This is a genomic window from Bradyrhizobium sp. USDA 4452, from assembly GCF_054063575.1.
Map to the genome: position 1 here is coordinate 5,911,040 of NZ_JBSSGK010000001.1, position 22,065 is coordinate 5,933,104.

Genomic DNA, 22,065 nt, shown 5'->3' on the forward strand with positions numbered 1-22,065 from the left:
AGATTATCGATTGCTTCGCTACTCGACGTACCGCGCGTCGATCCGCTATTGGTGGCGAGCGTTGATCTTGCGTTGGCGCGCCGAGGGCTCTGCCTGGTCGTCGTCCTCGTCGGTTACGTTGTCTGCCCGGCCGGGTCTTCCTTAACGCCGCGGGCGACGATCCTGAGCGATCCGTACGGAAGCGGCCGCTGCAGGTTCAAGACTTCGTCCGGAGGAGCAGTCATCCAGGTCTCGACTTCTTCCGGCGTTGTCAGAATGACCGGCATCGCCTTGGGGTGGATGGCGCTGACCTCGGCGTTCGGCTCCGTCGTGAGGAACGCGTAGAGATCGTTGGTCGTCTCGCCTTCCTTGACCTTCCGGACGGACGTCCAGTTGGTCCAGATGCCGGCGAAGCAGGCGAGGGGGCGAGTCTCGTCGAGCGCGAACCAGATATCGCCGCCCTCAGGCTTGTTGAACTCGCTGAACGAGTTGAACGGCACTATGCAGCGATGCTCGGGGCCGAGCCAGCGCGCCCAGTGTTTGCTCTTTACATTGCGGATGTTGGTTGTCCCGCCATCCGGCTCCATTCTGAGCAATTCCTTGAAATCGACCGTCTTGCCCTTGGCCTGTAGCTTCTCGGCTCGCTTCTTCGTGGCGTCCATCAGCGCCTTTGATGACGATGGCATCCCCCATCGCGCCGTAGCGAGTTCGCGGCCCTCGACCCCGTTGCGCACGATCGGTGCTTTGTAGTCGGGAAACACGCCGGGCATCGGCGCCAGGTTGCCAACGTATCGGTTCACGACGCGGAACAGCGCGCTGATCGCGGCTTGGTTGGTCGTGATCGAATAAAGATTGCACATGAGTCAGGATTCGGTTCGAGAGTGGCGCGGCTGCCACGTCAACTGTAGCAGAGTCGCGGATGGACGCCGGCCCACCTTGGCGCATTTCCGGCAGCGCAGTCGGCTGGCGAGATCGTGCACGAAGGTGGTGGGCGGGTGCTTAATCGTCGCGAGGTCCACGTCGCTCGGCGTCTTGCAGCGCGCGCACCTGATCTCCAGCCAGGGGAAGCCTCCGTTCACGGCCTGGTCGATGGTCGGCGACGGATCGATCGGTTCGCCGTCACTCCACATCCGCTCGTTCCAGCTTTCGCAAAGCAGCCTGTCGGCTTGCTGGATCATTGCCTCGCCTTTGGCCCGCATCTCCGCCGATTGGGTGGCCAGGATGCTCGCCATCGCCCGCGCCTTGCCGAGCTCTTTTGCTAGAGCCTTGCGATCGCCGCCCGACAGGGGCGTAGGGTGATACTTTGGGGCCATCCGGACATCCAGGCGCAAAGAGATCGGATCGGCAAATCCAGAGCGACTACGGCGTCTCGAACGCTGGCCAGCACCCGTCTTCTTCATGCCTGCCGGTGCGCTGCTGGCAGGTGTTGTCGAGCAGCCGCTGCGCGACGTCCTTCCAGGCCGCGCTGCGGCCATACAATCGGACTGCATCGGCCGTCTGGATTTCGACTATTCGCTCGCAGCGGCGGCAGGTCACGCGGAGGACGTGGCGCTGAACGTCGGAAAGACGTCGCTGCCGGATCTCGGTTGCGGTCGCGCCGGCGCGAGGATCTTTGAGCACCGAGTCCCAGTATTCGGCCGGAAGCGGTGCATCCGGAGCCGCAGCGGAAGGTGTTGGCCTGCGGGCTGCCTCGGCGGCCAGCTTTTCCATCTGCTCCGGGGTCGGCATGCGCCAGGTCGCGGGTCGACCCGCTCTCGCGCATGCGGGTCGGTGCGGTCCTGCATCCAACCGTGCTCCTCACACTCGCGGATGGCGCCTACTTCCTGGAGAACGTGGATCGCCCATCCGCGCAGCGTCCGTGTTATCGGCCTTCGTTCACTGATCATCAGCATTGCAATAGACTCCGAATACGACGAATCCTGTGGCCCGTCGTTTGTTCCGGCTGCTAGTACAAGGCTGAGATTCCCCGGGGAGTGCAGTGCTTCGCGTAAGTCTCCGAGCAATGAATAGAGTGCATCGTGGCCGGGATGCCAATGACGCGCGTCGGTACTCGCGGAAGGTGATTTTCCGAAGTGATTGGCTGCGGAAGCATCGAGCCAGCGGGCGATCGTTTTGTTGTTGTCAGAATAGTACGCGTCCGAATCATGACGCTATCGATGTGTCGTGCCGCTTATCGGCGAACTTCGCGTCACGCTCGCATCTTTTCTGCAAAGAAGGTCGATGATTGGCTTATCGTGGGCATGATGTTGCAGTCGCCGGAGAGCTCGTCGTTCACGTCGATCAGAACGTACGGTGCGAGTTCAGCTTTTCGAAATCAATCTGACCTATTGAGCCGGACAATCATCGACCGAACGAACCAGGTCAACAACTCCCGTCTAGCCAATACTGACCAACGCGTGTCGGCGCCGTGTTCACCAATGCGGCCACCGGAGCACCAACTCTTTCAAGGGGTAACATGAGCGAAGTTGTGACGAGCAACGGCAGGCCATCGAGGCGTTTCCGCATCGGGTTGCGCAGCCAAATGGCACTGCTTGGAATTTCAGGGGTTCTTGTCACCGGCATGATCTGCGCCGGCGCTCTGAATTACGCGCGCCTTGTTCAAAGCGAATCAAACGACAGCACCAAATTCAAGGATCATGTCGCATCTCTGTCACAAAGCGTCCTGGAGTCGCGACAAATCGCAAACGACTTCCTCCGCAAACCAAGTGATGTCTTGATCAAGAGCCATGCCGAGAGTTATGAACGGCAGCTCGCAGATCTCGGTTACGTTGAAACATTTGTGACGATGTTACCGGATGACGACCCGCTCAAGCAGGTGACGTCCCTGCGCTCGGTGATTGGTCTGTATGCAACGCGGTTTCATAACGTTGTCTCCGCCCAACGCAATCTCGGCTTCAATGAGAATGAGGGATTTCAGGGCAAGCTGCGCAATGCCGTTCACGACGTCGAGCAGCGGCTGAAGGAGCTGAACCAGCCGGGCCTGACCACCTTGATGTTAATGATGCGCCGGCACGAGAAGGATTTCATCCTGCGCGGCGAGGACAAATATGGCGATCAACTGGTCGATCAGGAGGCGATATTCGAAACCGCGCTTGCTCAGGCCAACCTGCCAGAGGAGGCGAAATCCCAGATCCTCGAACTGATCCGCGCATACAAGTCAAGTTTCGTTGCGTTCATGGTCACGCAGCAAGCGCTGAACGACCAGGTGGTCGATCTTGGACAGATCTACGACCGTGTCCGTCCGGCGCTGGTGAAGATCATGGCCGCTGCCGGGGCGCGTTCGCAGGTTGCTGAAGGCCGTGCTGAAGAGATCCGGCAGACGCTCATCTGGGTGATCGGACTTTCAACGGTTCTTGTGGGGCTCACCGCACTCCTGTTCGGCCAGCGTATCGCCAAAACGGTGACTTCGATGACGGCAGCCATGCGCCAGCTCGGCGAGGGGAGATTCGATGTGGTTTTGCCGGGTCTTGGCCGGAAGGACGAGCTCGGCGAGATGGCCGAAGCGGTCGAAATGTTCAAACTGACAGCCAGCCAGAAGGCACGGGCCGATGTCGATGCGAGCGCCGAACTGGATCGTATCGCGGCCGAGCAGCGCAGGGCCGATATTGCGCGGCTCGCCGGTGAGTTCGAAAACGCTGTGGGCGAGATTATCGGCACCGTCTCATCCGCATCATCAGAGCTCGAAGCGTCCGCGCGCAGCCTTACCGGCACGGCCGATCGGGGCAGGCAACTCTCCGTCGAGGTTGCATCTTCATCGGAGGAGACCTCCGCCAATGTTCAACGCCTCGCGGACGCAACCGGCGAAATGGCGGGAACCATCGCCACCATCGGCCGGCAGGTCGACCAGGTGGCCAGTATGTCGCACGAAGCGGTTCGTATGGCGCAGCTGAGCGACCAGCGAATATCCGGTTTGGCAGTCGCAGCCGAGCGGATAGGCGGCGTCGTCCAGCTGATTGCCGCGATCGCGCGGCAGACAAATCTGCTCGCGCTGAACGCCACCATCGAGGCTGCACGCGCCGAAGGCTTCGGCAAGGGATTCGCGGTCGTCGCGCAGGAAGTGAAATCTCTCGCGACGCAGACCGCCCATGCGACCGCTGAGATCAGTGAACACATCGGCGGGATACAGGCTGCGACACGCGATTCGGTTGGGACTATTGCTGAAATTGGCGGCCTCATCGGACGCATCTCGGAGATTGCGGGGACCGTGGTGGAGGCGATCGGAAAGCAGGAGATGACCAGCCAAAGCATCGCACTCAATGTGCAGGAAGCCGCAGCCAGGACGACGCTGGTGGCGACAAGCGCCGGTGAGGTCACTAAGGGCGCAAAGCTGACCGGGGAGGCTTCGGCGGGAGTGCTAAGGTCTGCCGAACTGCTTTCTGAGGAAGGTACTCGGCTGAAGCGCGAGCTGGACGACTTCCTCGCTAGAATCCAGGCGGCCTAGGTTGGGGGAGGCGTAGACCGAAGAGCATCCAGACCAGCATGCGAATTGCAGAAAGGCGCCACTTCGTGGTCAACAATGGCCGTTGTGACTGGCGGCTTCTCGCCGACTCAGGCTAAGCAGTTTGTGCGCAAACTCCAATATGAGACGAAACAAGATGGTTGCTGCCGCCCGCAAGATGCCGACTTCAGGCTTCGCGCTCGAAGTCGATGGCCTGTTAAAAACTGAGTTTGCAACCAAAGAGGGCGCCAGGGCCGGCGGAGAAGAACTGAAGAGACGCTTTCCCAAGCTTCGGGTCAGGATCTATGACGCGCAGACGCATGCGCGTGAGGAAATCTAGATCCTCCGATTCAAGCCCGGGCCACTTCTTCCGCTCGGCGCGTGCAGCCGATGCCGCAACGGGCTCTCCTGAACCGAGCCGCGCAGCGTCTCGGCCATGCGGGTTCGATCCCTCGCGCAAGGACTCATGAAGCTCCTCGCCGGGGGCACTCGGGAAAGGGGCCGCCGTTATGGCGTATGCCGGCGTCGCTATCACTGCTCCGTTCCCGGGTACCGCTATTAGGATGTTCTTGAGTTCGGCTTTGCGCTGAAGAGCGGGAGTCGGATGTCGCGGCCGTTCAGATAGAACAGATCGAACGCTACGAGGACGATGCTCTTCGATTTGCCCTTGAGCGCTCGTTCTGCAGGATGGAGAAGTCGGTGGTGCCGTCGGCTTGTTACGCTGAAACGCCACTGGAAGAACTCCGCGTTACAGCCGATTCAAATTGGCACGGTTCGAATCGTTCCGGAACCTGCGAATCACTGTCGCGTTGCTTGAATGTCACAACAGGAGGCACCGAAGGCGGCAGCGAAGAAGAGCAAGACGGCGCGCGGACGAAAGCAGGATCGGGCGCGGGTGGCAGGGGCAGGACTACGAAGTGCAGTACGAGGCGAAGGAGACCGGAAAGTCAGCACCGGCGGTGAAGAAGGCCGTCAAAAAGGTCGGCAACGCGCGCAAGCGGGTGGAGAAACAGTCAGGCCGCTGAGTCGGAGACGAATTGGCGTGGATGCTTAGTGCCGGTCCTCCTCGTTGGGGGCATTCTGGACAGGTGTCTCCAATCGAGTCCAGCACGTCGCGAACCGCGGCTTCCGCTGCCCCAGCGGAAACGCCTATTGAAGGGTCTCGACGGGCGATATCGAAGGCCCGCTCTCGTGCATGCGGATCGGCGCGGTCCTGCATCCAACCGTGCTCCTCGCACTCGCGGATGGCGCCCGCTTCCTGGGGCACGTGGATCGCCCGTCCCCACAGCGTCCGTAGTGCCAGGCGGCTCTTGCAGGATGGCCTCCATCACGTTCCTTTAGGTCTTTGCGCGTGCAGCCTGAGCCGCACCGCGCTCTCGTGTTGGGGGGAGACGGCCCCTGACTTGCAGCCGCAAGTGACCGAGTTCGCGCTCGTCGTGCCAGGGACCAAGCGATCCGCATTCAACTTTCGGAATCTATACCTTGATGCCGAATCTGTCGGGCCGCTTGCGGTCGGGAAAAGTCTGGGCCGCATGAGATGCGGGTTTCATTTTCGAGATAACTACCGCCGACATCGGAGTGGTTTCCTGCGAACCACATTCCACAGCCAATCCGGTTGCTTGAAATCCGCGCAAGGCCCCCCGCACATTCAGCGCGAGAGCAGGCCTTTGTCGGGCACTTGCTGCGCCATTGTCGGCATTGAGACACAATGCCAGAAACCTGACATGTGCGCGCTACGAAGTGCCTGCTGAGCCTGCGAACTCACCTCGGCACGCGATTTGCTCTGTTCACGGCATCATCACCGATCGCGGTGCGATGATCTTTGGGGCGGACACGCCGCGCGTCGCTGTTCGCGTTTGGTCCATTCCGACGGTTTGCTGTGGCATGACTTGGCGCTCGGTAGTGGACCGAGAAATGCAGGGAAGGGTTGAATGCGATCTAGAGTTCTTCTTTTGGGAGCCAGCGAAACTGCCACCGGAAAAGTGCGACTGCGCCGCAGGCTATATTGGCGGGCAAGTTGATGGCGGGTACCTCGAGCCTCCTTCACCAATCCGTACGGTCAGTCCATCTTGGCGATGCCGACAGGTTCGATGTCATGCGTCGGCGCAACCCGCACCTGCCGTTCGGCTAGGGCCCCTTCTGCCTGAGCGTGCGCTGGGACGACTGGAATTGCGGTGAGCCTTCTTCACGCCACTCGTGCGGATGGGGGATCTGGTGCGGACCAACGTCGCGGAGGCTGTCGTCTACCTACCGTCTTCGCTGCCTGCGGCTTCTATCGGTCACCTTCCGCCCCTTCATCGCTTAGAGAGTGATGCGCCAAGATGTCCGAACAATCCTTGCCGACGCTGCCGATGTGGCGCGTCGATCACATCGAGCCTTCGCCGGAGATGTTGGCGCTACGCGCCAACGGTCCGATCCACCGCGTGCGCTTCCCGTCCGGACACGAAGGCTGGTGGGTGACAGGCTATGACGAGGCCAAGGCGGTGCTGTCCGACGCGGCATTCCGGCCCGCGGGAATGCCGCCGGCGGCATTCACCCCGGATTCGGTGATTCTCGGTTCGCCGGGCTGGCTGGTCTCGCACGAGGGGGGCGAGCATGCCCGGTTACGTACGATCGTGGCGCCGGCCTTCAGCAACCGCCGGCTGAAGCTGCTCGCGCAGCAGGTCGAAGCGATCGCCGCGCAGTTGTTTGAGAAACTAGCGGCCCAGCCTCAGCCCGCCGACCTGAGGCGCCACCTCTCCTTTCCGCTTCCGGCCATGGTCATCAGCGCGCTGATGGGCGTGCTCTACGAGGATCACGCCTTTTTTGCCCGGCTGTCCGACGAGGTGATGACGCACCAGCATGAAAGCGGCCCGCGCAGTGCGTCGCGCCGGGCCTGGGAAGAACTGCGCGCCTACATGCGCGGCAAGATGCGCGACAAGCGCCAGACTCCGGGCGACAACCTGCTGACGGATCTGCTCGCGGCGGTCGACCAGGGCAAGGCGGCCGAGGAAGAGGCGGTCGGCCTTGCGGCGGGCATGCTGGTGGCCGGGCACGAGAGCACCGTCGCGCAGATCGAATTCGGCCTGCTGGCCATGTTCCGCCATCCGCAACAGCGCGAACGCCTGGTCGGCGATCCGTCCCTGGTGGACAAGGCGGTGGAGGAAATCCTGCGCATGTACCCACCGGGCGCGGGCTGGGACGGCATCATGCGATATCCGAGGACCGACGTGACCATCGCGGGCGTGGATATTCCCGCGGAGAGCAAAGTGCTGGTCGGCCTTCCGGCGACGTCGTTCGATCCGCGCCATTTCGATGACCCGGAAATCTTCGATATCGAACGCCAGGAAGAACCACATCTGGCGTTCTCCTACGGGCCGCACTCCTGCATCGGCGGGGCGCTGGCCAGGCTGGAGCTCAAGGCGGTGTTCGGTTCGATCTTCCAGCGCTTTCCCGCGCTGCGTCTGGCCGTGGCGCCTGAAGAGCTGAAGTTGCGCAAGGAGATCATTACTGGCGGCTTCGAGGAGTTCCCGGTGCTCTGGTGATGCGCGGACGCCACCGCGGATCGCGATCCTCTCCCCAATTTGCCGGCGCGCCTGGGGCGCGCCGCTCAGGTCAAGCCGCCGACAGGTAATCAGGATGGACGTGCAAGAAACCACGGCAGCATGCCCGGACGCTTTCGCCGAACTAGCGTCGCCGGCGTGCATCCACGACCCGTATCCGTTCATGCGGTGGTTGCGCGAGCACGATCCGGTGCATCGCGCGGCGTCGGGCCTCTTTCTGTTGAGCCGCCACGCCGACATTTACTGGGCGCTCAAGGCCACGGGCGATGCGTTTCTCGGACCGGCGCCAGGCGAACTGGCGCGCTATTTCCCGCATGCGGCGACCAGCCTGTCGCTCAATCTGCTGGCGTCCACGCTCGCGATGAAGAACCCACCGGCGCATACGCGTCTGCGCCGGCTGATCTCGCGCGATTTCACCATGCGCCAGATCGACGACCTGCGGCCGAGCATCGCGCGCATCGTCGCCGCGCGCCTGGACAGCATGGCGCCCGCACTGGAGCGCGGGGAGGCCGTGGACCTGCATCGGGAATTCGCGCTGGCCTTGCCCATGCTAATCTTCGCCGAACTGTTTGGCATGCCCCAGGACGACATGTTCGGGCTCGCCGCCGGCATCGGCGCCATTCTGGAAGGCCTCAGCCCGCGCGCCAGCGATCCCCAGCTCGCCGCGGCGGACGCAGCCAGTGCCAGAGTGAAGGCCTATTTCGGCGGCCTCATCCAGCGCAAGCGCACCGATCCCCGCCACGACATCGTGTCGATGCTGGTCGGTGCACACGACGATGATGCCGACACGCTGTCGGATGCGGAGTTGATCAGCATGTTGTGGGGCATGCTGCTCGGCGGCTTCGCCACCACTGCTGCCACCATCGACCATGCGGTCCTGGCGATGTCGGCGTATCCCCAACAGAGGCGCTGGCTGCAGGGAGACGCCGTGGGGGTGAAGGCGTTCGTCGAAGAAGTCCTGCGCTGCGACGCGCCCGCGATGTTCAGCTCCATTCCGCGTATCGCCCAGCGCGACATCGAACTGGGCGGCGTGGTGATCCCGAAGAACGCGGACGTGCGCGTGCTGATCGCGTCCGGCAATCGCGACCCGGACGCCTTCGCCGATCCCGATCGGTTCGATCCGGCGCGGTTCTACGGCACCAGTCCAGGTATCTCGACCGACGGGCAGATCATGCTGAGCTTCGGCCACGGCATTCACTTCTGCCTCGGTGCGCAACTGGCCCGGGTGCAATTGGCCGAGAGCCTGCCGCGGATCCAGGCCCGTTTCCCCACGCTCGCATTGGCCGGGCAGCCGACCCGGGAGCCCTCCGCGTTCCTTCGGACGTTCCGCGCGCTGCCGGTGCGGCTGCATGCACAGCGGAGCTGAGATGCGCGTCGTGGTCGACCAGGATCTGTGCGGAACCAGCGGGCAGTGCGTGCTGACGCTGCCGGGCACCTTTCGCCAGCGCGAACCGGACGGCGTGGCCGAAGTGTGCGTGGCGATGGTCCCGCAGGCGCTGCACGCCGCCGTGAGGTTGGCGGCGAGCCTATGCCCAGTCGCCGCCATTCGGGTCATCGAAAGCGACGCTGGCGACGACGAGCGCGGCAGCGCCGATCCTCCGCCTTCTACACCGAAGGCCGAGCGGCATGCCGCAAGAGACCAACGCCACCCAGGAGGGCACGATGGGACGATTTGAAGACAAGGTGGCCGTGGTGACCGGTGCCGGCGCCGGCATCGGCAAGGCATGCGCCCTCGCTATCGCGCGCGAGGGAGGCAGGGTGGTGGTCGCCGACATTGATGGCTCGGCGGCTATCGCCTGCACCGCGCAAATTGCATCCGAGGCGGACCACGCGCTGGCCTCGGCTACAGACATCGCCGATGCGCAGGCGGTGTCAGCGCTGTTCGAAACGGCGGAGCGGCACTTCGGTGGGGTCGACCTGCTGGTGAACAACGCGAGCGCCATGCATCTGACTCCGCGCGACCGCGCGATCCTCGACCTGGACCTGGCGGTCTGGGATCAGACAATGGCGACCAATCTGCGCGGCACGTTGCTATGCTGCCGGCAGGCCATCCCACGGATGATCGCCCGCGGTGGTGGCGCGATTGTCAACATGTCGTCGTGCCAGGGGCTCAGCGGTGACACCGCGCAGACGTCCTACGCCGCGTCGAAGGCGGCGATGAACATGCTGTCCGCCTCGCTCGCCACCCAGTACGGTCATGCGCAGATCCGCTGCAACGCGGTTGCGCCGGGTCTCATCATGACCGATCGTCTCCTCGCCAAGCTGGACGAGTGCACACAATGGCATCTGCGCCGGCACCAGCTCCTGCCGCGCGTCGGCCGCCCCGAAGACGTGGCCGCGCTGGTGGCGTTCCTGCTCTCCGACGATGCTGCGTTCATTACTGGCCAGGTCTTGTGCATCGACGGCGGCATGCTGGCGCATGTGCCGACGTACGCCGATGGTGGCAACAGCCCCGCCGCGCGGCCTTCCGGCAAGACCGCCGAAGCGGACGCGACGCGGGGCTGCTGATGGACATGTTGCTCAACCCGCTGAACCGTCGGCATCGGCTGCGGCACGACATCCCGGTCGTGCCGGGCGCTTTCCCCTTGGTCGGACATCTTCCCGCCGTCGTCCGCGACCTGCCGCGCCTGCTGCGGCGCGCGGAACGGACGCTGGGCAGCCACTTCTGGCTGGATTTCGGCCCTGCCGGACATCTGATGACCAGTCTGGATCCGGACGCTCTCGCACTGCTCCGGCACAAGGACGTGTCCTCGGCGCTGATCGAAGATATCGCGCCCGAATTGTTTGGCGGAACGTTGGTTGCCCAGGACGGCATCGCGCACCGGCAGGCGCGCGACGCGATCCAGGTGGCGCTTCTGCCCAAGGGACTGACCCAGGCCGGCATCGGCGAGCTGTTCGCGCCCGTCATCCGGGCGCGCGTGCAGAGGTGGCGCGACCACGGCGACGTAACCATCCTGCGCGAAACCGGCGATCTGATGCTCAAGCTCATCTTCAGTCTCATGGGAATCCCCGCGCAGGACCTGCCGGGATGGCATCGCAAATACCGGCAACTGCTGCAGCTGATCGTCGCCCCCCGGGTCGACCTGCCCGGACTGCCCTTGCGGCGCGGCCGCGCTGCCCGCGACTGGATCGATGCGCGGTTGCGCGAGTTCGTCCGCGCCGCGCGTGAACATGCCTCGCGCACCGGGTTGATCAACGACATGGTGAGCGCCTTCGATCGCAGCAATGATGCGCTTTCCGATGACGTCCTGGTCGCCAATATCCGCTTGCTGCTGCTTGGTGGGCACGACACCACCGCCTCGACGATGGCCTGGATGGTGATCGAGCTGGCGCGGCAGCCTGGGCTGTGGGACGCCCTGGTCGAGGAGGCGCAACGCGTGGGTGCGGTGCCGACCCGGCACGCGGATCTGGCGCAGTGCCCGGTTGCCGAGGCGCTGTTCCGCGAGACGTTGCGCGTGCATCCGGCGACGCCGCTCCTGGTGCGTCGCGCAGTGCGTGAATTGCGCGTCGGCCAACGGCGCATTCCCGCGGGCACCGATCTGTGCGTCCCGCTGCTGCATTTCTCGACCTCGGCGCTGCTGCACGAGGCGCCTGATCAGTTTCGGCTGGCGCGGTGGCTGCAACGCACCGAGCCGATCCGTCCGATGGACATGCTGCAGTTCGGTACCGGTCCGCACGTCTGCATGGGGTACCACCTGGCATGGCTGGAACTGGTGCAGTTCTGCATCGCCTTGGCGCTGACCATGCACGAGGCCGGGGTGCGGCCGCGGTTGCTGAGCGACGCCGAAAAAGGCCGGCGCTATTACCCGACCGCACATCCGTCCATGATTATGCGCATCGGATTCTCATGAGCTGGCATCGCAAGCGCATGTGGCGAGGCAGCGGCGCCGGCGCCGCGCGGCAACGCTGCACTCGGCGCGCGCACGGTGCGACGCCGACAACACCTCGGTGGCTCGCTTGTCGGGGACAAGGACATTAACAACATGCAGACCGCTTCCACGCCACAGGACGACAGAACTGGTGATTCCGCGCTCGGGGGATTGGGCGCGCCGGCGCGCGGCGCATCCGGCGGGCTGCTGCCCGAGATCTGGATGCAGGACGGTGCAAAGCGGGTCGAACAGGTGCTGGCGCGCCTTCTCTTTGTCGAACGTGACGGCGAGACCGAGCTGATGGCCGCGATGCGCTACGCCACCTTGCATGGCGGGAAGCGCACCCGTGCCTTGCTCTGCCTGGCTGCCGGCGCACTGTCCGACACGCCGGCGCACATGCTCGAGGGCGTCGGCGCTGCCATCGAGATGATGCACGCTTGCACCCTGGTCCACGACGATCTGCCGTCGATGGACGACGACGTGCTTCGCCGCGGCCTTCCGACCGTGCACGTCAAGTTCGGTGAAGCTACTGCGATCCTGGTCGGCGATGCGTTGCAGGCGCACGCCTTTCTGACCCTGGCGAGCCTGGATGCGCCGGGCGACCACCGTATCGCGCTCGTGCGCGAACTGGCGCAGGCGGTGTCCGCCGAGGGTGCCGCAGGCGGGCAGGCCATCGATCTGTCGCTGGTTGGAAAGCACGTGGAGCTGGATAGGATCGTGGCGATGTACCGGATGAAGAGCGGAGCGCTAGTGCGCGCGTCCGTTCGCATGGGCGCGCTATGTGCCATCGCGGAGGATGCCGCGCACGCTGGGCTGTACCGGGCGCTCGATCGCTACGGCGCCTGTTTCGGCCTGGCGTTGCAGGTGATCGACGACATTCTCGACGTGACAGCGGATACCGCGACGCTGGGCAAGACCCCCGGCAAGGACGCGGAGGCACAGAAGCCGACCTGCGCGTCGATCATGGGCCTGCAGGCAGCGCGCCAGTTCGCGCTGGATCTGTTGCGCGATGCCGGGGAGGCCATCGCGCCGCTGGGGCCGGGTACAGAACGGTTGGCGCAAATCCTGCAGCAGGCCAACGCGTATCTGTTCAAGCACGCGCCATGCGCATGAGCGTGCCCGTCCGCTTGGAGATGCCCGTGTGCCGCTGCGATCGGCTGGCGGCAGCGGTGCAAGCTGCACTATGTGCGAAGTCTCCGGCACCGATCGCAGCGGTTGCCCCGCACGGCCGCGGCGCTCGCGGCGCACTGCGCGCAAGCCTATGCGGCGGGCCAGCGCCAGCATCGGGGCGCCCGCGCCGGAGCAGGGCGGCCGTCCGGCACTGCCTATGCGACGGCCCGCGGCGACATGCGCGACGTCTGCCCATCCGTTTGCAGAAGGGGCATCCCGCGTGAACGCGCTGTCCGAACAGATCCTTTCCGAATTGCGTCGTCTGCTAAGCGAGATGAGCGATGGCGGCAGCGTCGGTCCGTCCGTCTACGACACGGCGCGAGCTCTGCGGTTTCACGGCAACGTCACCGGTCGGCAGGACGCATACGCGTGGGTCATCGCGCAGCAACAGGCCGATGGCGGATGGGGAAGCGCGGACTTCCCGCTGTTCCGCCATGCGCCTACGTGGGCGGCATTACTGGCATTGCAGCGCGCCTGTCCTCTTTCCGGCGCTGCCGACGCAATCCAGGCTGCAAGCCGGTTCCTCCAGCGCCAGCCCGATCCCTATGCGCATGCAGTCCCGGAAGACGCGCCGATCGGCGCGGAACTCATTCTGCCACAGCTTTGCGGCGAGGCCGCATCCTTGCTGGGCGGCATGACGTTTCCGCGCCACCCAGCGCTGTTGCCGTTGCGGCAAGCCTGCCTGGTCAAGCTGGCGGCGATGGCGACGTTGCCGAGCGGCCATCCGCTGCTGCACTCCTGGGAAGCCTGGGGGACGTCGCCGACCACTGCACGCCCGGATGAGGATGGCAGCATCGGCATCAGTCCGGCGGCCACCGCCGCGTGGCGCGCGCATGCCGTGACACAGGGGAGCATGCCGCAGGTCGCGCGCGCCGACGCGTATTTGCAGACGGCATCGCGGGCAACGCGCAGCGGCATCGAAGGTGTCGTTCCCAACGTCTGGCCGATCAATGTGTTCGAGCCATGCTGGTCGCTGTACACCCTGCATCTGGCCGGGCTGTTCGCGCATCCCGCGCTCGCCGAGGCGGTGCACGTGATAGCCACGCAGCTCGACGCGCGTCTGAGCGGGCGCGGTCTGGGGCCGGCCTTGCACTTCGCGGCCGATGCGGACGACACCGCCGTTGCGTTATGCGTCCTGCACCTTGCTGGCCGTGACCCGGCGGTCGATGCGTTGCGCCATTTCGAAATCGGCGATCTGTTTGCCACCTTCCCCGGCGAGCGCAATGCTTCGGTGTCGACCAACATCCATGCCCTGCATGCCTTGCGACTATTGGGAAAGCCGGCCGCCGGCACCAGCGCCTACGTCGAGGCCAATCGCAACCCGCATGGTCTATGGAACAACGAAAAATGGCACGTTTCGTGGCTGTATCCCACCGCGCATGCGATCGCTGCGCTGGCGCAAGGCAAGCCCCAGTGGCGCGACGAGCGCGCGCTGGCGGCGCTGATACAGGCGCAGCGCGACGACGGCGGCTGGGGCGCCGGCCGCGCGTCCACATTCGAGGAAACCGCCTATGCGTTGTTTGCGTTGCGCGTGATGGACGGCGGCGAAGAGCCGACAGGGCGCTGGCGCATCGCGCAGGCGGTCGCGGGTGCGCGGGAGTGGATGCTCGCCCGCCATGCGGCGCATGCACTGCCGCAAACGCCGCTGTGGATCGGCAAGGAACTGTATTGCCCCACCCGGGTCGTGCGCGTGGCCGAACTCGCCGGGTTGTGGCTGTCGCTTAAATGGGGGCGGCGCGTCCAGGCCGAGCAAGCAGGAGCGGCGCCATGATCCAGCCCCAACGCGCGCTCCAGCAGGTGCTGGAGTGGGGGCGTTCCCTGACCGGGTTCGCCGACGAGCATGCCATGGAAGCGGTCAGGGGCGGCCAGTACATCCTGCAGTGCATCCACCCGAGCCTACGCGACACCAGCGCCCGCACCGGCCGCGATCCGCAGGACGAAACGCTGATCGTCGCGTTCTATCGCGAATTGGCGCTGCTGTTCTGGCTCGACGATTGCAACGACCTTGGCCTGATCGCGCCGGAACAACTCGCCGCGGTGGAGAAGGCGCTGGGGCAGGGCGAGCCGTGCGCGCTCCCCGGATTCGAGGGCTGCTCTGTGCTGCGCGCTTCGCTGGCGGCACTTGCCTACGATCGTCGCGACTATGCTCAGCTTCTCGACGATACCCGGCGCTACTGCGCTGCGCTGCGCGCCGGACAGGCGCGGGCGGCAGAGGCAGAACGCTGGTCTTACGCCGAGTACCTGCACAACGGCATCGATTCGATCGCCTATGTGAATGTGTTCTGTTGCTTGTCGCTGCTGTGGGGGCTGGACATGGCGACCTTGCGCGCGCGTCCGGCGTTTCGTCAGGTCCTGCGACTCATCTCCGCGATAGGGCGCCTACAGAACGATCTGCATGGACGGGACAAGGACACGTCGGCCGGCGAGGCCGACAACGCCGCGATCCTGCTGCTGCAGCGCTATCCGGCTATGCCTGTGGTGGAGTTCCTTAACAACGAACTGGCCGGCCATACGCGCATGCTGCACGGGGTGATGGCGGAAGAACGCTTTCCCGCGCCGTGGGGCGCGTTGATCGAGGCCATGGTGGCCATCCGCGCTCAGTACTACCAGACCTCGACCAGCCGCTACCGCAGCGACGCTGTGGGGGGAGGCCATCGTGCGCCGGCCTGAACGCGCGGGATGCGAGGGCGTGCGCGCACTGCCGTCGGTCCGATTCGTCGCCCGATGCAACCGATGGAGCGAACATGAGCGACACCGCCCTGAGCCGGCGCAAGGCCGATTATCCGGACGTCATGCTGGATCAGTAAACGGCCGGCTACGGTCGTAAGAACTGCGAGCGATCGATCTAGCACGATGCGGTGGTCGCGCTGTTCAACAAAGTGGTGGAGATCGCCGATGACCCGGGATGGTTGTCGGGCGAACATTTCAGTGTGGATGGCACGTTGATCTAGGCCTGGGCCGGGCAGAGCGGTTTCAAGGAGGACGGCGATGAGGAGGGCGGCAGCGACTTCCGCGGACAATCGCGCAGCAACCACGTGCACGTGCCCACGAGCGATCCGGGTGCGCGGCTATATCCGCACAGGCAGCACAGCGCTGCGCTACATCGGACACGCGCTCCGCTCACTTCTGAGCAATTCGATGGCCGTACAATGGCGCGAGCCGCAAGCGGTCGCTAGAGCCTCCGCCGCAGCTCACAACTGGGTTCGTTTCAGATTTTCTTGACAGCACGTGAGTCGCTGAAAGGGTAGGACGTGGCAGGTTGTTATGATGGGTTAGACACCCTCAGAATCGATCGTCAGTTCGTCAGTATACACCTTCACCGCTCCTTCATCGATCTCTCCTCGCCAAGGAAACGGCGCAGGTGATCGGCTACATGCGAAAGGGACACTTTATGATCCGCTTGGCCCGCAACCTTGAACATCCGCCGCTTGGTACGGGACCAAGCCCAAGGCGTCAGGGTCCAGTTTCTCAAGACAAACTACGATCTTCTTCGACAATGGACTCTCTATCGTATCGGGCTGGATACTGGCCTGCTGAGTTTTTAGAAATTTGGAGCCTAGGTATGTTGGGGATGTGGGAAATGCCTCACGTGCCTCTCGATGCGCCGCGGTCCCCCAGCGACAACTACGTTCGGATTGACTGAGCACAGTTGCGGAAAACATGGCGTTCTGACGGGCTCTGACGTCGACGATCACGCAGTCAGCGTCTACCAGCGCCCAATATGAAACCCGGCTAACGACACCTACTTTGGAATAGTCGGCGAGAATAACGCGCTTCCGCGCATGAGCAAGCATCGCTCTTGCTATCTCTGCTTCGTCGGGATGTGGCTCGTCGCACCAGCGGTCGCATCGAGACCGAAAGGAGAGGCCATCGCGAAATCTTCTCGGTAGCGAGCTATCTCATTGACGGTAATGGCCCAGAGCGTTGCGGGCGGATCGTCTGTCCCCACCCAGGATCACCGCCCTGTTTCCGCGCTGTGTGCAATCTCCCACGGATGTCATGCACTTGGCGGCATTCACCGAGCTGGTGACGACAATGGGCCCTTCCATCTGAGCTAAGCGTTGGGCCAGGGTGGTTGTCGTGCTTCCCGCGTCGAGATAGATCGTCTGACCGGCCTCGACCATTGCTGCCGCTGCCCTGGCAATCGCTCTTTTCTCGCGGCTACGTACGGCAGTGCGCAATTGGCAGGGAGCCTCCTTGTCCTTGGCAACCGGAATGACTCCGCCGCGGACCCTGCGGAGCTCTCCGCTCTTTTCGTTTCCATGAGATCGCGGCGTATCGGTTCGAGCGATACTCCAAAATCTTCCGTCAGCCGATCAACGCTTAGCGTGCCGAACGTTGCCAAGATCGCTCGAATGTAACGCCGTCGTTCCCCTTGCCCCATAGATGCTCCCCAGTATCTTAGCAATTTCTATCGTCGGCTTCGGGCCATAGCGCGATACGACAATAGGCTCTATGCGTCCAATCGACATGATGCTGGTGCCCATCCTTCCACGTACTGACCGATTCAGCCGCGCTTCTATCGTTTCTAGAGCAACGGCAGAACTTCGGCGTGGAGTTCTGCCGTGCTTGCAGCGATGACCCGCTTGCCGGAGGTGATCGTGAGCGGCTTGCCCTCCCAGTCGGTGACAATGCCGCCGGCTTCTTCGATCACCGGCACCAACGCCATGAAATCGTAAGGCTCCATCCGCGTCTCGATGACGAGGTCGATGTGCCCCGATGCAAGCAACCCATAATTATAGCAATCGCCGCCGAAGCGACACATCCGGGCAGTTTGGCTGATGCCCAGGATTTGATCGCGTTCTGATTCTGCAAAATAGAGGGGCGACGTGGTGTAGAAGTTCGCATCGGCGAGGCGCCGGCAGTCGCGAACTTGGCATTTTGTGCGAATGCCGCTCGAGTTGACAAACCAGCTACCCAGGCCGGTTGCGCCCGTCCAGCGTTCCCGCAATGCGGGCATCTCGACGACGCCAATCTGTGAACGCCCTTGGATAGCGAGCGCGACCAGCGTTCCCCAAAGCGGAGACCCGGAAATGAAGCTGCGCGTGCCATCTATGGGATCGACCACCCACGTCGGCGAATCGAGATCACCCTGGATCCCGTATTCTTCACCGAAAATCGAATGCTCTGGAAATCGAGCGGAAATCGCCTTTCTGATGGCTTCCTCGACACGCCGATCCGCCTCCGTAACGGGGCTCTCGTCATCCTTCGTGTTGATGTCTATCGGCCGTCGAAACCATTCGGTCGCGTGAGAACCTGCGCTTCCAGCGATCTCGAACGCGAAATCGACCAAATCAGACATCGAGTCTGCACCATCCATGCTGGCAACCTCCTGAGCATTGCAGATACAGCTTAAGATACAAAAACACATATTGCCATATCGCTTTTGATGCCGTGGCTTCGGTTGCCACGCAGAAACCCAAAAGCAAAAAAAAGCCATCCCGAATATTGCTCGCATTTCCAACCGGACGGCCACTCCGGCCTACCATGCGGTAATTGATATTGGCTTCGACAGAGAAATGCTTTTGGCTTCATCGGGCAATTACCAATCGCTGGAAGAATTTGCCGACATCTCCTGGAGGTGCGCAAAAGCCACATTGGTTCGCGATAGTCAGCTCCTCATCTCTTCGCGCATGCATGCTCGCCTTACGAATGGAGCAGCAAGGCTCTGGCTAGACGCAATACCAGCGCGTTACAAGCGTCGCTCGGTGTTTAGCGGCGCGTTCAATCCGAAGAAAATCGACCGCTCAGCATCAAACGATGCATTTTGCATCAACAAAAGAATACCGCTTTCCCGGACTGGCTGAAAAAGAGATTGCCTTGGACTCGCTCGTCTCTCCTTTCTCTGAGACTATTGATCGTTCGCCGATGCTGCCTGCGAGGGGAATGCGGATGACTTGCAATGGCCCGTTTGACCGATCTCGAAGTCGCGCCGCGCCGCTGACATCGTGTCGAGCGGTGTGTTGTTGATGCAGCGAGCCTGTGCCGGCGCGTATCACGGATACTGATCGGCCACTCTTCCCCTAGTTCAAATCTGCCGGCAGCTCGCATGAGCCGCGCTGTAACCCGCTGGATGGGCACCCGCGAACGCTTCGTGCTGCCTTACTCACCCCTTCACGTCCAACGTTTGAGGCAATTCCAATGACCACCAGCCATGATCAGGTTAAATTCGCTTACTGGGTTCCAAATGTTTCCGGTGGCCTTGTGATCAGCAAGATCGAGCAGCGAACCGGATGGGATATTGACTATAACCGCCGCCTTGCGCAGATCGCGGAACAGGCAGGGTTCGACTATGCGCTGAGCCAGATCCGTTTCACCGCCGGATACGGTGCCGAGTTCCAGCACGAGCCGGTCGCGTTCAGCCACGCGCTGCTCGCCGCGACCACGAAGCTGAAGGTGATCGCGGCGTTGCTGCCCGGACCGTGGAATCCGGCGGTCGCGGCCAAGCAGATCGCCACCATCAGCCGGCTCACCGAGGGCCGCGTCGCCGTCAACATCGTCAGCGGCTGGTTCCGCGGCGAGTTCACCGCGATCGGCGAGCCATGGCTCGATCACGACGAACGCTATCGCCGCTCCGAAGAGTTCATCCGCGCACTGCGCGGAATCTGGACCCAGGACAATTTCACGTTCCGTGGCGATTTCTACCGCTTCTCCGACTACACGCTGAAGCCGAAACCGGCGCATCCCTTGCCCGAAATATTCCAGGGCGGCAGCTCTCGCGCCGCGCGCGACATGGCCGCGCGGGTGTCGGACTGGTACTTCACCAACGGCAATTCGGTCGCGGAGATCAAGAAGCAGGTCGACGACATCAGGGCGAAGGCGCGCGCCAACGATCACTCGGTCAAGATCGGTGTCAACGCCTTTGCGATCGCGCGCGACAGCGAGGCCGAGGCGTGCGCCGTGCTCGACGAGATCATCGTCAAGGCCGATCCGGAGGCGGTCAACGCGTTCGGGCATGAAGTGAAGAATGCCGGCAAGGCCTCGCCCGAAGGCCAGGGCAATTGGGCGCAATCGAGCTTCGAGGATCTCGTCCAGTACAATGACGGCTTCAAGACCAATCTGATCGGCACGCCGGAGCAGATCGCCGAGCGCATCGTCGCGCTGAAGGAGGTCGGGGTCGATCTCGTGCTGCTCGGCTTCCTGCACTTCCAGGAGGAGGTCGAATATTTCGGACGCCGGGTCATTCCGCTGGTCCGTACGCTGGAGGCGAAGACCGCCGTGCACGCCCAAGCGGCCGAGTGACGGGGAGTCGCGCGACGTGACGGCGATAGCGACCAACGCTGAAGTCCTTGCGCTGGAGGCGGCTCCGGCGCAAGGCAGGCTGCGAACAACAGCGACGGCCGATGCTCCCGACTGGCGGCTTGCGCAGGCGGCGGATCGCGCGGCACAGCCGGTGCTGGCCCTCAGCGAAATCGCGCTGACATTCGGCGGCGTGGCCGCGCTGCGTGACATCAAGCTTGCGGTCGCACCGGGTGAGATCCGTGCCGTCATCGGGCCCAATGGCGCCGGCAAGAGCTCGCTGCTCAACGTCATCAGCGGGCTGTACCGGCCCGACCGCGGCCAGGTCTGGCTCGGCGAGCGCGCCTTCGCCCAGGTGCCGACCGCTGAGCTCGCGGCGCATGGAGTGGCACGCACGTTCCAGAACCTCGCGATCTTCAAGGGGCTGTCGGTGTTCGACAACGTCCTGATGGGGCTCGCGCATCGCGTCCGCGCCGGATTCCTGCGCCAGATCGTCGGCTCGCCGCTGGTGCGCCGGATTGAGGCCGAGAATCGCGCCGCCGCCGAGGACGTCATTGGCTTCCTGCATCTCGGTGACGTCCGCGAGCGCGTCGCCGGAAGCTTGCCTTATGGCTTGCAGAAGCGGGTTGAGCTGGCGCGGGCACTGGTGGCGCGACCGACGCTGCTGCTGCTCGACGAGCCGTTCGCCGGCGTCACGTTGAACGAAAAATTCGAGCTGTCCGAGCACGTGCGCAATGCGCGCGACAGCTATGGCGCCACCATCGTGCTGATCGAGCACGACATCGGCGTGGTGATGGGCCTCTCCGATCGGATCGCGGTGCTCGACAACGGCCGCAAGATCGCCGACGGCACGCCCGACGAGGTGAGGGCCGACCAGGCGGTGATCGACGCCTATCTCGGCGTCGCGCATCAGGACGTCACGGAGCTCGCGGTCTGATGTTCGATTATCAGTTCCTGATCGAGGTGTTGGTCGGCAGCCTGCTGTCGGGGGTGATGTACTCGCTGGTCGCGATCGGATTCGTGCTGATCTACAAGACCTCGGGCGTGCTCAATTTCGCGCAGGGCGCGATGCTGCTGTTCGCGGCGCTGACCTTCGTCAGCCTGATCGAGCGCGGCGTTTCGTTTCCCCTCGCGTTCCTGATCACGCTGGCGATCATGGTCGTGCTCGGCGTCGGCGTCGAGCGCGCGGTGCTGCGGCCGCTGGTCAACCAGCCGCCGATCACGCTGTTCATGGCAACGCTCGGGCTGTCCTATGTGATCGAGGGCGCGGCGCAACTGCTGTGGGGCACCCAGGTTCACGGCCTCGACATCGGAATCAGCGACGTGCCGCTCGACATCGCCGGCGTCTTCATCAGCCGGTTCGACCTGTTCGCCGCGGCGGTCGCGGGCAGCCTGGTGGCGCTGTTCGCGCTGTTCTTCCGCTACACCCGAACCGGGCTGTCGTTCCGCGCGGTCGCCGATGATCCGTTCGCGGCGCTGGCTGTCGGCCTGCGGCTGCCGCGGGTCTGGGCCAGTGTATGGACCGCCTCCGGCATCGTCGCGCTGGTGGCGGGGCTGCTGTGGGGGGCGCGGCTCGGCGTGCAGTTCTCGCTGTCGCTGGTGGTGCTGAAGGCGCTGCCGGTGCTGGTGCTCGGCGGCTTCGATTCGATCGCCGGCGCGATCATCGGCGGACTTCTGATCGGCGCCATCGAGAAGCTCGCCGAGGTCTATGTCGGGCCGCTGTTCGGCGGCGGCATCGAGGCCTGGGCCGCCTATGTCGTGGCGCTGGTGCTCCTCCTGCTGCGGCCGTCGGGGCTGTTCGGGCAGAAGCTGGTCGAGAGGGTCTAGG

18 protein-coding genes and 4 pseudogenes are annotated in these 22,065 nt (G+C 63.7%); 15 read left to right on the forward strand and 7 right to left on the reverse strand.

Translation table 11 applies throughout. From position 1 onward, the window contains the following. Positions 1–113: 113 nt before the first annotated feature. The 3 genes from ACVISU_RS28090 to ACVISU_RS28100 are packed head-to-tail and all read right to left on the reverse strand — an operon-like array spanning position 114 to position 1,707. Positions 114–839: an SOS response-associated peptidase gene (locus tag ACVISU_RS28090; RefSeq protein ID WP_456709018.1), complete on the reverse strand. Its 726-nt coding sequence runs from the start codon at positions 837–839 to the stop codon at positions 114–116. Positions 840–842: 3 nt separating this feature from the next. Beyond that, positions 843–1,292 carry a hypothetical protein gene (locus tag ACVISU_RS28095; RefSeq protein WP_456709019.1) on the reverse strand — a complete coding sequence of 150 codons (450 nt, stop codon included), beginning with the start codon at positions 1,290–1,292 and terminating at the stop codon, positions 843–845. A gap of 46 nt (positions 1,293–1,338) precedes the next feature. Continuing rightward, positions 1,339–1,707 carry a hypothetical protein gene (locus ACVISU_RS28100; protein ID WP_456709020.1) on the reverse strand — a complete coding sequence of 123 codons (369 nt, stop codon included), beginning with the start codon at positions 1,705–1,707 and terminating at the stop codon, positions 1,339–1,341. Positions 1,708–2,434: 727 nt separating this feature from the next. Here ACVISU_RS28100 and ACVISU_RS28105 point away from each other — a divergent pair. Then, positions 2,435–4,420 (forward strand): methyl-accepting chemotaxis protein, encoded by a 1,986-nt coding sequence (locus tag ACVISU_RS28105; protein WP_456709021.1) that lies wholly within the window; start codon positions 2,435–2,437, stop codon positions 4,418–4,420. A 154-nt stretch (positions 4,421–4,574) separates the two neighbouring features. Beyond that, on the forward strand, positions 4,575–4,757 hold the full coding sequence (locus tag ACVISU_RS28110; protein ID WP_456709022.1) for a hypothetical protein: 183 nt from the start codon (positions 4,575–4,577) through the stop codon (positions 4,755–4,757). Between the two features lie 219 nt (positions 4,758–4,976). Here the strand turns inward: ACVISU_RS28110 and ACVISU_RS28115 are convergent. Then, positions 4,977–5,130 (reverse strand): annotated as a pseudogene (locus ACVISU_RS28115) (DNA ligase); the annotation flags it as partial. A gap of 104 nt (positions 5,131–5,234) precedes the next feature. On the opposite strand from ACVISU_RS28115, the pseudogene ACVISU_RS28120 reads away from it, so the two are divergent. From ACVISU_RS28120 to ACVISU_RS28165, 10 genes and pseudogenes are all read left to right on the forward strand, one after another. After that, positions 5,235–5,442 (forward strand): annotated as a pseudogene (locus tag ACVISU_RS28120) (DUF3606 domain-containing protein). Positions 5,443–6,738: 1,296 nt separating this feature from the next. Beyond that, positions 6,739–7,941, forward strand: coding sequence for a cytochrome P450 (locus ACVISU_RS28125; protein WP_456709023.1), 1,203 nt, complete (start codon positions 6,739–6,741; stop codon positions 7,939–7,941). Between the two features lie 94 nt (positions 7,942–8,035). Continuing rightward, complete coding sequence (locus ACVISU_RS28130; protein WP_456709024.1) at positions 8,036–9,325, forward strand: cytochrome P450; 1,290 nt, start codon at positions 8,036–8,038, stop codon at positions 9,323–9,325. Between the two features lies 1 nt (position 9,326). After that, positions 9,327–9,635, forward strand: coding sequence for a ferredoxin (locus ACVISU_RS28135; protein WP_456709025.1), 309 nt, complete (start codon positions 9,327–9,329; stop codon positions 9,633–9,635). Next, the gene (locus tag ACVISU_RS28140; RefSeq protein WP_456709026.1) at positions 9,622–10,467 is read left to right on the forward strand and encodes an SDR family oxidoreductase; all 846 of its coding nucleotides are present in this window, start codon (positions 9,622–9,624) and stop codon (positions 10,465–10,467) included. The genes ACVISU_RS28135 and ACVISU_RS28140 overlap by 14 nt, the downstream gene beginning before the upstream one ends. Beyond that, on the forward strand, positions 10,467–11,810 hold the full coding sequence (locus tag ACVISU_RS28145; protein WP_456709027.1) for a cytochrome P450: 1,344 nt from the start codon (positions 10,467–10,469) through the stop codon (positions 11,808–11,810). Before ACVISU_RS28140 ends, ACVISU_RS28145 begins: the two co-directional genes overlap by 1 nt. A gap of 132 nt (positions 11,811–11,942) precedes the next feature. Further along, entirely contained in the window at positions 11,943–12,941 is a 999-nt protein-coding gene (locus ACVISU_RS28150; protein ID WP_456709028.1) for a polyprenyl synthetase family protein, read from the forward strand. Positions 12,942–13,218: 277 nt separating this feature from the next. Beyond that, positions 13,219–14,769 carry a hypothetical protein gene (locus ACVISU_RS28155; protein WP_456709029.1) on the forward strand — a complete coding sequence of 517 codons (1,551 nt, stop codon included), beginning with the start codon at positions 13,219–13,221 and terminating at the stop codon, positions 14,767–14,769. Then, positions 14,766–15,668 (forward strand): terpene synthase family protein, encoded by a 903-nt coding sequence (locus tag ACVISU_RS28160; protein WP_456709030.1) that lies wholly within the window; start codon positions 14,766–14,768, stop codon positions 15,666–15,668. The genes ACVISU_RS28155 and ACVISU_RS28160 overlap by 4 nt, the downstream gene beginning before the upstream one ends. Positions 15,669–15,847: 179 nt before the next feature. After that, positions 15,848–16,115 (forward strand): annotated as a pseudogene (locus ACVISU_RS28165) (IS5/IS1182 family transposase); the annotation flags it as partial. 782 nt (positions 16,116–16,897) lie between these two features. Here ACVISU_RS28165 and ACVISU_RS28170 read toward each other — a convergent pair. From ACVISU_RS28170 to hisN, 3 genes and pseudogenes are all read right to left on the reverse strand, one after another. Then, positions 16,898–17,179: a hypothetical protein gene (locus tag ACVISU_RS28170; RefSeq protein WP_456709031.1), complete on the reverse strand. Its 282-nt coding sequence runs from the start codon at positions 17,177–17,179 to the stop codon at positions 16,898–16,900. Positions 17,180–17,265: 86 nt separating this feature from the next. After that, a pseudogene (locus tag ACVISU_RS28175) lies at positions 17,266–17,382 on the reverse strand (DeoR family transcriptional regulator); the annotation flags it as partial. A gap of 144 nt (positions 17,383–17,526) precedes the next feature. Next, positions 17,527–18,318, reverse strand: coding sequence for a histidinol-phosphatase (hisN, locus tag ACVISU_RS28180; protein ID WP_229160701.1), 792 nt, complete (start codon positions 18,316–18,318; stop codon positions 17,527–17,529). An 821-nt stretch (positions 18,319–19,139) separates the two neighbouring features. On the opposite strand from hisN, the gene sfnG reads away from it, so the two are divergent. The 3 genes from sfnG to ACVISU_RS28195 are packed head-to-tail and all read left to right on the forward strand — an operon-like array spanning position 19,140 to position 22,064. Continuing rightward, positions 19,140–20,240 carry a dimethylsulfone monooxygenase SfnG gene (gene sfnG / locus ACVISU_RS28185; RefSeq protein ID WP_456709032.1) on the forward strand — a complete coding sequence of 367 codons (1,101 nt, stop codon included), beginning with the start codon at positions 19,140–19,142 and terminating at the stop codon, positions 20,238–20,240. Between the two features lie 16 nt (positions 20,241–20,256). Beyond that, a complete protein-coding gene (locus ACVISU_RS28190) occupies positions 20,257–21,174 on the forward strand; it encodes an ABC transporter ATP-binding protein (RefSeq protein WP_456709033.1) in 918 nt (305 codons plus the stop codon). Next, entirely contained in the window at positions 21,174–22,064 is an 891-nt protein-coding gene (locus ACVISU_RS28195; protein WP_456709034.1) for a branched-chain amino acid ABC transporter permease, read from the forward strand. Before ACVISU_RS28190 ends, ACVISU_RS28195 begins: the two co-directional genes overlap by 1 nt. Position 22,065: the final 1 nt, after the last annotated feature.